Source organism: Legionella antarctica (genome assembly GCF_011764505.1).
Classification (GTDB): domain Bacteria; phylum Pseudomonadota; class Gammaproteobacteria; order Legionellales; family Legionellaceae; genus Legionella; species Legionella antarctica.
Genome location: NZ_AP022839.1, coordinates 1,683,140 through 1,695,788, shown reverse-complemented (window position 1 = coordinate 1,695,788; position 12,649 = coordinate 1,683,140). Strand labels below are relative to the sequence as shown.

Genomic DNA, 12,649 nt, shown 5'->3' with positions numbered 1-12,649 from the left:
GAACCAAAATCGAGGTGATTATGAAAAAAGTTATTCAATCAATCATAGTCTTAACCTTCCTCATATTAAATACTCCATTAGCTTTGGCTCATTCCCGATTTGGTGAAACCTTATGCAATGTACCGGATTATTTTTGTATGAACATTAAAAGTGGTGAATCATGGGAAGGTCTTTTTCCCAATGTTGAAGAAAGAGATATTGTCAGACGCATTAATCGAATGAATATCAGCCTTCGTCCTGGAATGACTATTGCTGTACCCAAAAATATTGATCGGCTAACTATTTACGACGTCTCACCATTCCCGCGATATATAGAATCAGATGGGGAAAAAACGATTTATGTCAGTCAAAAGAAATTAGCCTGGGGAGCTTATGATCAAGATGGCGAGTTACTTTGGTGGGGACCTATCTCTTCCGGGGTAAGCAAATGTAGAGTTGCTGGCGGCTGCAGCACTCCTACTGGATCGTTCCGAGTTATTAGAAAACAGGATATTGAATGTGTTTCTACCGTTTACCCTAGAAGGAGGAATGGTGAAAGCGGCGGTGCTCTAATGCCTTACTGCATGCATTTTTTCAGAGGGTATGCCCTACACGGAAGTTACGAAGTACCTGGGTACAGAGCAAGCCATGGATGTGTTAGGATGTTTATTGAAGATGCACGTTGGTTAAATGAGGAGTTTATTGATGTTCCAGGAGGAGGTATGCGAGGTACTCGCGTTATATTGGACGCCCCTGATGAGCGGTAATCAAGCAAATCCCCCTCAATGACCAATACTGGACAAGCTGATAACATTTTAATTAGTGATATTTATATATTTGTATGCTAACGTATAAAGCGACTTTGTGATTAAAATAAATACATTATTGACTAAGCAGCAAGATATGAAGACCCCCTCTTGTATCTCTGGTTTTTGTTCGAAAAAATCTCGCAAAATCAATCAAATCGGGTAAATCAGGAGAATTATATAATAATGGCTCATTATAATACGCAGTCTGAATTAAGGCAAAAATCAAACATCAAATCATTAATACCTTGGCTGGTATGGGGGTTAGGCTGCTTATTTTATTTTTATGAATGTCTCTTGCAGGTATCACCCAGCGTGATGAGTAATGAATTAATGCGCGATTTTTCCGTTACCAGCCAAACTTTAGGTATTTTATCAGGTATTTACTTTTATTCTTATGCCGCCATGCAATTGCCTGGTGGTGTGTTAATGGATTATTTCGGACCTCATAGGCTGTTAACCCTGGCTACAGTTGTTTGCGCAGTCAGTACCATTGCATTTGGTATGACTGATAATTTTTTTATGGCCTGTGTCGCACGCCTCATGATTGGTTTTGGGTCAGCTTTTGCAGCTGTAGGCGCCATGAAATTAGCAGCGAATTGGTTTCCCGCACAAAAATTTGCCTTGTTAACCGGTTTAATGGTCACAATCGGCATGATGGGCGCAATTGGTGGCGAGGCTCCCTTAGCACTATTAATCGAAAATTTTGGTTGGCGCCACAGCATGATCATCATGGGATCTGTTGGTCTTGTTTTATCGGGATTAATTGTTTTAATAGTCCGAGATGCTCCCAAAAACCATACCCCGCTAACTCACCAACATCCTCTCGAAGAAGAACGCTTGGTGCCTAGTTTCCTTGCCCTGATAAAAAACAGGCAATTATGGCTGGTAGCTTTATATGGTGGTCTAATGTACATGGCAACACCTGTATTTTGTGGCCTTTGGGGTGTTCCCTTTCTGATGAATAAAATGCTCATTGCTAAATCTACAGCAGCGAACTATGTCTCATTGGTATTTGTAGGCTGGGCAATTGCCAGTCCTTTATGGGGAATATTTTCCAACCGTATCGGTTTACGTAAACCACCAATGTATATTGGCTGTGTCGGTGCTTTGATTTGCTCTACTCTGTTTATTTTTGCCCCGATTACATCTGCTTTCCCCATGCAGTTTCTCCTTTTGGCCTTTGGTATTTTCTCTGCCGGGTTTTTGCCCGCATTTACCGTAGCCAAAGAGTTATGTAATAAAAAATATGTTGCTACTGGTCTCAGTTTTATGAATATGATGAATATGGTAGGAATCGCTTTGGCCCAACCGCTTATTGGTTTTATTCTTGATAAAATGTGGCAAGGTGAAATGACTGGAACAGTCCGACTCTATCCACTGGCAGCATATCATACTGCTTTGTCAATTCTCCCTCTTGGGATGCTCATTGCATTATTTATTTTACCAAGAATCAAAGAAACCTATTGCCAAAGTGTTTATTAATGAAATAATACCGAGTTTAAGAAAGTAGAAGATTATGGCTAAAAAATTATATATTAAAACAAATGGCTGCCAGATGAATGAATATGATTCATCCAAAATGGCAGAAGTATTACTTGAATCTCATGGTTTGATTAAAACAGATCAGGTAGAAGAAGCCGATGTAATATTACTCAATACCTGTTCTATTCGTGAAAAAGCCCAGGAAAAAGTATTTTCACAGCTGGGACAATGGCGAGAGTACAAAAAGAAGAATCCCCATGTAGTGATTGGCGTTGGGGGTTGTGTAGCAAGTCAGGAAGGTGCGGATATTATCAAGAGGGCTCCTTTTGTAGATATCGTATTTGGCCCCCAAACCCTGCATAGGCTACCTGCTTTACTTAATGAGCGGCTTGAGAAGAACAAGTCTGTTGTGGATATCAGTTTCCCGGAAATCGAAAAATTCGATCATCTGCCCGCACCTCGAGCAGAAGGACCAACTGCTTTTGTATCTATCATGGAAGGTTGCAGCAAATATTGTAGCTTCTGCGTTGTCCCGTACACCCGCGGAGAAGAAATAAGCAGGCCTTTTGATGATGTTTTGGCCGAATGTTATCAACTTGCGACACAAGGGGTAAGAGAAATTAATTTACTCGGCCAAAACGTCAATGATTACCGTGGACCAATGGAACATGGTGACACAGCTGATTTGGCCTTGCTAATTCATTATATTGCGGCAATAGATGGAATAGGAAGAATTCGCTTTACCACATCTCATCCACTGGCTTTCTCGGATAACTTGATCAATGCCTACGCAGAGGTCCCTGAGTTAGCAAATCATTTACATTTACCAGTACAAAGTGGTTCAGATCGAATTTTAGGGTTAATGAAACGGGGTTATACTGCGTTGGAATTTAAATCTAAAATCCGAAAATTAAGAAAAATTCGCCCAGACATTCGCTTGTCAACTGATATCATTATAGGATTTCCAGGTGAAACTGATAAGGATTTCCAGGATACTATGGATTTAGTTCATGAAATTGGCTTTGATACTTCATTTAGCTTTATCTATAGTCCAAGACCAGGCACCCCAGCTGCCAGTCTGGCCGACGAGACCCCCTTAGATGTGAAAAAACAAAGACTGCAAATTTTACAAAACAGATTACTACTGCAGGCATCTCGCTATAGCCAATCGATGATAGGCAGCACTCAACGAATTTTAGTTACTGGACTTTCCAAAAAGGATAGCCAACAACTTGCTGGACGAACTGAATGTAATCGGGTTGTTAACTTTGATGGTTCACCCCATTTAATTGGACAATTTGTGATAGTTCAAATCAGTGATGCACTGCCAAATTCATTAAGAGGTCGTCTTATTGAAACTGAGGAGACGCAAACAGCCTAATGATAGCCCAACTGCAAAAACAAATAACAGTACCCCGGGAATATCATAGTCAGCGGGTTGACACCGTACTTGCTCAGCTGCTATCCGAGTATTCGCGTTCACAGATCAGCAATTGGATTAAAACCGGTGCTATCACATTGAATAATAAGCCCTGTAAACCAAAGGATAAAGCCTTGGGCGGGGATCTTATTGAGATCAATGTCGACTTTGTTGCCATTGACGTTAATTTCAACTCATGTGAACCAGAAGATATTCCCCTGGATGTGATTTTTGAAGATGATGAAGTACTCGTTCTGAATAAGTCAGCAGGTTTGGTGGTACATCCTGGAGCAGGGAATAAAGAGCATACGCTGGTAAATGCCCTACTCCATCATGCACCAGATCTTAAACATTTACCCCGAGCAGGAATTATCCATCGGTTAGACAAAGATACTACCGGTTTATTAATCGTGGCTAAATCCCTGACCGCCCACACCTCATTAATCAGGCAAATGCAGGCTCGAGAAATTCAACGCCATTATATTACTTTAGTTCAAGGACATGTGATTGCTGGTGGCACAATAGACACTGGTTTTGGTAGACATCCCAGAAACAGGTTGAAGATGACCGTGACTGGACAAGGACGACAAGCGATTACCCATTATACCGTGAATAAACAATATAAAGACTTTACATTGCTGGATGTGAGTCTGATGACAGGTCGTACCCATCAAATCAGAGTACATTTAGCATACATCAATCATCCAGTAGTTGGAGATCAACTCTACAGTGGCCGTATGCGATTTCCAGCTAATGCCAGTGATCAACTAAGAACAGTATTGCAACAATTTAAACGACAAGCGCTGCATGCGTGCTCCATTGCATTTTATCATCCTCAAACAGATGAAGAACTAACCTTTGCAGCTCCCATGCCCAATGATTTCAAGTTACTTCTTGACACGATGGATCATCATTATGAAGACTAAACTGGCAAATTGGCCTGCGCCTGAAAATGTAACCGCGCTGAGCACTAGCCGTTACTCAGGGTTTAGTCAGCCTCCCTATGATTTAAATAATCTCGGACTGCATGTTGGTGATAATGAAATCCACGTCATGCAAAACAGACAACAGTTAACAGAGGCTTTACAATTACCTTGCGAACCAGTATGGCTGGAACAAACTCATAGCACCACTTGTGTTATTGCCGAAAGTGATTCAAACAGAAATGCCGATGCTGCAATTAGCCATTCTAATTCACACCCGCTAATCATCCTTACAGCTGATTGTCTTCCAATAACGTTATGCAATATTCAAGGAACGGAAATTGCTGCGATTCATGCAGGATGGAAGGGATTATTTAACGGTATTGTTGAAAATACTATAGAAAAGATGAATAGCCCTGCAACGGATCTTTTGGCATGGATAGGGCCTGCCATCTGCCAAAAATGTTATGAAGTGGGAGAGGAAGTGTACTTGGCATTTACCACTAAATACCCATTAAGTGAAACTGCTTTTGTACCTAACAATGCAAAATGGTTTGCTAACTTACCTCAAATTGCTGAGATTGTACTTAATTCAAAAGGCATTAAGGCGGTGTCTCAGTCCGGTTTATGTACTTTTGAGTTAAAAAATGAGTTCTATTCCTATCGAAGAGAGTCACAAACAGGTAGAATAGGAACTTTAATATGGTTTAATGATCAACATCAGGATTAATAATATGATTACTCGTATAAAATTATTCATGAGCGCCCTGCTGCTCTTGACGGTACCTTATGCTTACTCCGCTGAAGAGCCTGTAATGCCCAGCTTGGCTCCAGTTCTAAAAAATATAATGCCAGCCATTGTTAATGTTGCAGTACAGGGTATTCTCCCCAGCGACATTTCATCACCTGGAGCTGCTAATGATGACGATGAAAGACAAAATAAGCGCCCCAAAAGTGCATCCCCAGAAAAAGGCCGTAAATTTGAAAGTATCGGTTCAGGGGTTGTAATAGATCCTAAGAACGGGGTTATTGTTACGAATGATCATGTAATCCGTAATGCTAATTTAATTACTGTGACACTACAGGATGGCAGACGCTTAAAAGCCCACCTGATTGGCAGTGATAGTGAAACAGATCTTGCCATTCTAAAAATTGATGCTAAAAATTTAAAATCACTGGTTATAGGTGACTCAGACAAACTTGAAGTCGGTGACTTTGTAGTCGCTATTGGCAATCCTTTTGGTTTAAACAGTTTTGGTAACAGCCAGTCAGCGACTTTTGGCATCGTAAGTGCTTTAAAACGTAGTGATTTAAATATTGAAGGGGTGGAGAACTTCATTCAAACTGACGCGGCAATTAACCCGGGAAATTCTGGTGGTGCTTTAGTCAATGCTAAAGGAGAACTGATTGGTATTAATACAGCAATTCTTTCTCCCTATGGCGGTAACGTGGGAATAGGTTTTGCAATTCCCATTAATATGGTTAAAGACGTTACCCAACAAATAATAAAATTCGGCTCAATCCATAGAGGTTTAATGGGGATTTTTGTTCAGCATTTAACTCCTGAACTCGCCCAATCCATGGGATATCCTGAGGAATTCCAGGGAGCGCTTGTGTCTCAGGTAAATCAAAACTCACCTGCTGAACTTTCCGGCTTAAAATCTGGGGATATTATTGTCCAGATTGATAACACAAAAATAACTCAGGCAACTCAGGTTAAAACAACAATTAGTCTGTTAAGAGTAGGAACTACAGCCAAGATTATGGTTCAGCGTGATGGCAAGCCTTTAACTTTAAGTGCTGTTGTTACAGACATCAAATCACATGAACAAAAATTACAGTCAAGTAATCCATTCCTCTATGGATTAGCCCTGAGATCTTTTGAACAGGAATCACCTCCTCATGGTAATGTTATTGGAGTACAGGTCGTAGGTGCATCTGAGAGCAGTGCAGGATGGCGAGCAGGAATAAGACCTGGGGACATTATAATCTCTGCCAATAAAGTTCCAGTGAAAGATGTTAAAGGGTTGCACACTATTGCCCAAGAGAAAAAACAAGAATTGCTTGTTCAGGTGTTAAGAGGACCGGGCGCTTTATTCCTGTTAATTATCTAATGTTCCTTCATATTTCTCACGGGCTTGGTTGCTCGTGAGAAATATCCTCAAAACAAAGCCTTATATTAACGTCAGTTATGGACAAGAAGCTTATTAAACCCAGTCACTACCTCGATCCGTTCGCCCTGAGGAGTCGCTTTAGAGACGTCTCGAAGGGTTTTCCCAGTGCCTAGCCCTCGAGACGGGCTAAAGCCCTCCTCAGGCCGAACGGAGCATGGTAAAATCTGAGTTCCTTATCCATAACTCACGTTATGTTATGTGTTTAATAGAGGGTTTTATTTTTCATATTTCAGTAACAGTCACTTCTTCGCATTTGCTGTAAACAGAACAATATAAGCATATTTCAAACAGATATAAAAAATATGGGCATAAAAAGTGAAAAAAAAACTTATAACAGACTTGACATAAACTCATGAAAACGACAAAATCACGCCTCTCATGGCTATGTAGCTCAGCTGGTTAGAGCGCGGCACTCATAATGCTGAGGTCGGTGGTTCGAGTCCACCCATAGCCACCATATCCAATTTAAAAAATTCCTCATTTAAGTTGTCAAAAAAGCTATGGTAAGCTGACATTTTTAGTTATTATGTTATTACCCATGACTTTACGGTTTTTAAATGCGCTCTATAGCAATTTTATTTTTAGCCCTTTTTTTGTCTTCTTTCACTTATGCTAATGATATTAATATTTCCACCGTAACAAAAAATGGCAATACTATTTTTTATCTGCAGGCTGGAGCATTTAATTTAGAAAAAGATGCGAATTTACGTCAAAAAGAACTCACAGGACTTATAAACCAGGATATTAAAATTAAAAATCTGGCAGATAAGAGCCTTTACCTCGTTCAAATTGGTCCTATAAATGATTACCAAACTGCAATAGCGCTCAAAGAAAAACTCTCCCAAAAAATAAACCATCAAAAAGAGAGCTTAAATAATAATCAAAAGTCATCTCTGCATGTAAATCAGATTCCAAAAAAATCAGAACAGCCTTCTGCCCTTCCACCCGAAAGTAAATTGTGGAATTTGCGTAATGCTGATATTCGTGCAGTAATAACTGAGGTTTCCCGCGTTACTGGTAAAAATTTTATTATCGATCCACGTGTTCAAGGAAAAGTATCTATAGTCTCTTCTACACCGATGTCTAATCATGCACTTTATCAGGTTTTTCTCTCTGTTCTTCAGGTTTCGGGATATGCAGCTATTCCTAACGGCGACATCATCAAAATCATCCCTAATATTGACGCTAAAACCCAATCTCCTGACATGGTTAACATGCTGAGAAACCCTCCCCGGGGTGATGACATGATGGTTGCTGTGGTGCCAGTTCATTATGTCCCCTCGGAACAACTTGTACCGGTTCTTAGACCTCTAATGCCACAATGGAGTAGCGTTTCTGCCTATGCTCCATCTAATATGCTTATCCTGTCTGGACGTGCCAATAACATCCGAAGTCTTGCCAAGATCATTAAGCAAGTTGACAGCTCCACATCAAATGGCATTGATATGGTGCCTTTAAAACATGCTTTAGCCATGGATATTGCCAATACGCTAAAAGATCTGGTTAAGACACAACCCAGTCTGGGCAGTAGATCGCAAATTACCATTGCAGCGGATGACCGTTCTAACGCTATTTTAGTAAGTGGCAGTAAAACCGATAGAATCAGATTGCGAATGCTAATTTTAAAACTAGACAGAGAGAGCTCCGCGGGAATAAACAGCAATACTCAAGTTGTTTATCTACATTATCTTAGAGCGGAAGACTTAGTGCCTATCCTGGCCGGAATTGCCCAGGCAAATTTTAGTGGTAATGTAGGAACAACCATAGGGACAATTACCCGGCCTGCATTGGATAGCACTAATCCAGCATCAAGTTTTGCTATGGGCACCTCCTCCTCAGATGGACAAAGCTCCCCTTCAGGTAACATCACCCCACTACTCGCTGCAAATCCTGCGGCTACAGCAAACACGACCTCAGCTAATACACAAAATGAGGGCACGACGAAACCAACAGTTCAAATTATCGCTGAACCCAATACTAATTCGATTATTATTAATGCCCCTGCATCCATTATTCGCATTTTAAAAACAGTTATTTCTCAGTTGGATATTAAACCAGCACAACTATTAATTGAGGCCTTGGTGGCTGAAGTAAACCAAGTCGATATCAATAACCTGGGGATAGAATGGGGTTCAGATCAACAAACAGGTGATCCTAGAAACTTCAGACCCGGTTTTGCTATCATGAACAGCAAAACTAAAATTGCAGATTTTCAAGCTCAGATTTATGCCTTGGCTCGATTGCAAAAGGCAAATATTTTATCTACCCCATCTGTCGTTGTTCTTGATAACCGACAAGCCAAAATATTGGTTGGTAAACAAGTCTCCGTTGCCACATCAAGTTACCCAAACAATGCTGGCGCCACAACAACAGCGAGTCCTTTTACTACGTTTAACCGGGTCAATGTCGCCCTACATCTCTACGTGAGACCACAGATTACTCACGGACAAGGGATTCAACTGCAAATAGACCAGGGAAATGATACTTTAGACCCATCCAGTACTACAGACAGTGATACTAATCCCACTTTTAGAATTAGCAGCATAGTCACCTCAGTACATGTCGAAAGCGGGGATATCGTTGTCTTGGGAGGATTGACTCAGGATAGTCTTGGTAATGATAACAATCGCCTGCCAATACTTGGCGATATACCTGGAATAGGAAGACTATTTCAGCACAATATTCGCAACAGAGATAAGCGAGTACTCATGGTATTTATTAAACCGATAATTCTGCGTGATAAAAGAGATAGTTTACTTGTAACGGGTGATAAATATCACGATGTTCGTCAATACCAACTGGACTGGATCCGATCCCAAGAGGAGTACGAACAAAACAATACCCAAACAGTGCTGCCTCCATGGACCCAGGTGCCTTTGCCCAGACCATTTAATCGTCCAGTGACGCACTTATCTGAAATGACTAAATAGATTATGGATACCGAAGAAAAATCACATCGCCTGCCTTATAGTTTTGCTAAAACCAATGGTGTTGTGGTGGGTGAAATTAAAAATAATAATGCTTTAATCTATCATTTACCTAGTACATCTTTGCAGGCGTTTGCAGAGGTAAAACGTTTGTTGCAAACCGATCTTGATCTGAAACAAGTCGATGAAACAGTGTTCCAGCAACATCTGGCACATATATATCAGTCGAAATCATCAATCCTTGATGCTGCTGAGGGAATGGAAGATGATATGGACCTTTCGTTATTAGCCAGCCAACTCCCCGTAAGTGAAGATTTATTAGAGAATCAGGATGATGCTCCCATTATCCGATTATTAAATGCCCTTTTTACTCAGGCAATCAAACAAAAAGCCTCTGATATACATATAGAAACCTATGAAGACAGGGTATTGGTTCGCAACCGAATTGATGGAGTTCTCCAGGAAGTACTCGAAATTCAGCGTGCCATTGCGCCTCTTGTTATTTCCAGAGTCAAAGTGATGGCCAAATTAGATATAGCGGAAAAACGTATTCCACAAGACGGTCGAATATCGCTTCGTATTGGTGGGCATAACATTGATGTCCGAGTCTCTACGCTGCCCTCAAATCATGGTGAGCGAGTGGTATTGAGGATATTAGATAAACAAGCCGCCCAACTCGATTTAAATCTTCTAGGCATGCCCAAATCAACGCTAATAGCTATGCGAAAAATGATAGCAGAACCTCACGGGATTATTCTTGTAACAGGCCCAACTGGATCTGGTAAAACCACGTCTTTATATGCAATGCTTACCGAATTAAATCAGGTAACGCGCAACATTTTAACGATTGAAGACCCTATAGAATATGATTTAGAAGGCGTAGGACAAACCCAGGTAAATACAAAAGTACAGATGACTTTTGCCAAAGGATTAAGAGCCATTCTCAGACAAGATCCTGATGTAGTTATGATTGGAGAAATCCGCGACCTGGAAACAGCTGAAATTGCGGTTCAAGCCAGTTTGACAGGACATTTAGTTCTCTCTACCCTTCATACCAATAGTGCTCTTGGGGCTCTAACCCGTATGCGTGATATGGGTGTTGAATCATTTCTAATGTCGTCAAGTATCGTCGGACTAATTGCCCAACGCTTGGTAAGAAAGCTATGTCCTCATTGTAAAACACCTCATCAATTAAGATCGGATGAAAAAGAATTGATGGGTCTTGCAGCAGACGCAGATGTATCACAAGTATTTGAACCTCATGGATGCGAATTATGCAATCATCTGGGATACAGGGGAAGAACGGGAATTTATGAATTAATTACAATAGATGAGCCTCTAAGAGGAATGATTCATCGCAATGAAAACATGCAAACCTTAGAGGGTTACCTAAGACCCAACACCCCGAGTATCCGTGATGATGGCTTTAAACGCGTGCTTGTTGGCGATACTGCTCTGGCTGAAATTCTTCGTGTTACCTCTCAAAACTAAATCTCTTAAATAAGAAATCCATTTCAATTATGCAAGCAGTCTCTAAAAATACTATGTAAACTCGTTGATTTTCGAATTACTGAGAAATTTTACGCCAAGAAGTACCCTTTTCCCCGTCCTCCAACTCGATCCCCTGGCTCAATAAATCTGTTCGTATCTGATCAGCTCTTTCCCAGTTACGATCAGCTCGTGCCTGAATTCGCTCAGCGATCAACTGCTCTATGAAAGCTTTATCATCGTCAGCAAAACCAGACTGTAAAAAAGATGCCGGATCTTCTTGTAAAAAACCCATAATTCCAGCCAAGTGCTTCAATGTCATAGCCAAATTGAGCGAATTATTTTTATTCACTTCATGACTTAATTGAAATAAAACAGATAAAGCTACTGGAGTATTAAAATCATCATTCATAGCATGGTTAAATTGTTCTAACCAATGTTTATCTACTTCGCCATCAGTTGTAGCAGGAGTTTCTCTAATCGCCTGATAAAGTCTGGTTAAGCCTTTTTTAGCATTCAATAAATTCTCTTCAGAGTAATTCAATGGACTACGGTAGTGACTGCTGAGCAGGAAATAACGAATGATTTCAGGATGATGATCTTTTAGCACATCAGCAATCGTGAAGAAGTTACCGGTTGATTTAGCCATTTTTTCATTATTGACTTGCAGCATGCCAACATGCAGCCAGTAGTTGGCGAACTGCTTACCTGTAGCAGCTTCACTCTGAGCAATTTCATTTTCATGATGTGGGAATTGCAAGTCCAGTCCGCCACCGTGTATGTCAAACTGTTCACCAAGTTCATGCATCGCCATTGCCGAACATTCAACGTGCCAACCGGGACGTCCATCACCCCAGGGTGATGGCCAACTGGGTTCATTTAACTTTGCCTTTTTCCATAAAACAAAATCAAGAGGGGATCGTTTTTCTTTTACAATCTCAATACGCGCACCTGAAACTAAACCCTCCAGATCTTTATGAGACAATTTGCCATAGTCAGCAAAAGAATCAACCTGGTAGCAAACATCCCCATTATCACTGACATAGGCGTTACCCTTCTCCAGTAAACGCTGAATTAAATTGATAATAGTTTCAATATGTCCTGTTGCTCGAGGCTCATAATCAGGAGGTAGAATTTTCAAAGCCCGGGTGTCATCATGCATTGCCGAAATATATTGGGCAGTTAACTCATCAATGGATATACCTCTTTCATTAGCTCGAACTATAATTTTATCATCGATATCGGTAATATTTCTCACATAGGTTACATCAAATCCTTGTGAACGCAGGAAACGTACAATGACATCAAAAGCCACCATCGAACGTGCATGTCCCAAATGACAAAGATCATAAACCGTAATTCCACAGACATACATTCCGATTTTCCCTGGTTTCAGGGAAATAAATGGCTCTTTTGTTCTGGTTAAAGAATTATACAAATGTAACAT

Annotated in this window: 9 protein-coding genes and 1 tRNA gene; 9 read left to right on the top strand and 1 reads right to left on the bottom strand. The window is 40.6% G+C overall.

Going from position 1 to position 12,649, the window contains the following annotated elements; all coding sequences use genetic code 11:
* Positions 1 to 20 precede the first annotated feature (20 nt).
* From HRS36_RS08165 to lspE, 9 genes are all read left to right on the top strand, one after another.
* Complete coding sequence (locus tag HRS36_RS08165) at positions 21 to 746, top strand: L,D-transpeptidase (protein ID WP_173236913.1); 726 nt, start codon at positions 21 to 23, stop codon at positions 744 to 746.
* A 225-nt stretch (positions 747 to 971) separates the two neighbouring features.
* A complete protein-coding gene (locus HRS36_RS08160) occupies positions 972 to 2,270 on the top strand; it encodes an MFS transporter (protein ID WP_173236912.1) in 1,299 nt (432 codons plus the stop codon).
* A 34-nt stretch (positions 2,271 to 2,304) separates the two neighbouring features.
* Entirely contained in the window at positions 2,305 to 3,651 is a 1,347-nt protein-coding gene (gene miaB, locus HRS36_RS08155; RefSeq protein WP_173236911.1) for a tRNA (N6-isopentenyl adenosine(37)-C2)-methylthiotransferase MiaB, read from the top strand.
* Positions 3,651 to 4,616, top strand: coding sequence for a 23S rRNA pseudouridine(1911/1915/1917) synthase RluD (gene rluD, locus HRS36_RS08150; RefSeq protein ID WP_173236910.1), 966 nt, complete (start codon positions 3,651 to 3,653; stop codon positions 4,614 to 4,616). Before miaB ends, rluD begins: the two co-directional genes overlap by 1 nt.
* Positions 4,606 to 5,343: a peptidoglycan editing factor PgeF gene (pgeF, locus tag HRS36_RS08145; protein WP_173236909.1), complete on the top strand. Its 738-nt coding sequence runs from the start codon at positions 4,606 to 4,608 to the stop codon at positions 5,341 to 5,343. Before rluD ends, pgeF begins: the two co-directional genes overlap by 11 nt.
* 4 nt (positions 5,344 to 5,347) lie before the next feature.
* Positions 5,348 to 6,727: a Do family serine endopeptidase gene (locus tag HRS36_RS08140; RefSeq protein WP_173236908.1), complete on the top strand. Its 1,380-nt coding sequence runs from the start codon at positions 5,348 to 5,350 to the stop codon at positions 6,725 to 6,727.
* 440 nt (positions 6,728 to 7,167) lie between these two features.
* A tRNA-Met gene (locus HRS36_RS08135) sits at positions 7,168 to 7,244 on the top strand.
* Positions 7,245 to 7,344: 100 nt separating this feature from the next.
* On the top strand, positions 7,345 to 9,717 hold the full coding sequence (gene lspD, locus HRS36_RS08130) for a GspD family T2SS secretin variant LspD (protein ID WP_173236907.1): 2,373 nt from the start codon (positions 7,345 to 7,347) through the stop codon (positions 9,715 to 9,717).
* A gap of 3 nt (positions 9,718 to 9,720) precedes the next feature.
* Entirely contained in the window at positions 9,721 to 11,205 is a 1,485-nt protein-coding gene (gene lspE / locus HRS36_RS08125) for a GspE family T2SS ATPase variant LspE (protein ID WP_173236906.1), read from the top strand.
* A 76-nt stretch (positions 11,206 to 11,281) separates the two neighbouring features.
* Here lspE and cysS read toward each other — a convergent pair whose 3' ends face one another.
* Positions 11,282 to 12,649 carry a cysteine--tRNA ligase gene (cysS, locus tag HRS36_RS08120; RefSeq protein WP_173236905.1) on the bottom strand — a complete coding sequence of 456 codons (1,368 nt, stop codon included), beginning with the start codon at positions 12,647 to 12,649 and terminating at the stop codon, positions 11,282 to 11,284.

What these genes read in the sequence shown, in the direction of transcription:
- pgeF (WP_173236909.1), top strand. Translation starts at nt 4,606, where the DNA reads ATGAAGACTAAACTGGCAAATTGGCCTGCGCCTGAAAATGTAACCGCG.
- HRS36_RS08160 (WP_173236912.1), top strand. Translation starts at nt 972, where the DNA reads ATGGCTCATTATAATACGCAGTCTGAATTAAGGCAAAAATCAAACATC.
- miaB (WP_173236911.1), top strand. Translation starts at nt 2,305, where the DNA reads ATGGCTAAAAAATTATATATTAAAACAAATGGCTGCCAGATGAATGAA.
- HRS36_RS08140 (WP_173236908.1), top strand. Translation starts at nt 5,348, where the DNA reads ATGATTACTCGTATAAAATTATTCATGAGCGCCCTGCTGCTCTTGACG.
- rluD (WP_173236910.1), top strand. Translation starts at nt 3,651, where the DNA reads ATGATAGCCCAACTGCAAAAACAAATAACAGTACCCCGGGAATATCAT.
- cysS (WP_173236905.1), bottom strand. Translation starts at nt 12,649, where the DNA reads ATGTTACATTTGTATAATTCTTTAACCAGAACAAAAGAGCCATTTATT.
- HRS36_RS08165 (WP_173236913.1), top strand. Translation starts at nt 21, where the DNA reads ATGAAAAAAGTTATTCAATCAATCATAGTCTTAACCTTCCTCATATTA.
- lspD (WP_173236907.1), top strand. Translation starts at nt 7,345, where the DNA reads ATGCGCTCTATAGCAATTTTATTTTTAGCCCTTTTTTTGTCTTCTTTC.
- lspE (WP_173236906.1), top strand. Translation starts at nt 9,721, where the DNA reads ATGGATACCGAAGAAAAATCACATCGCCTGCCTTATAGTTTTGCTAAA.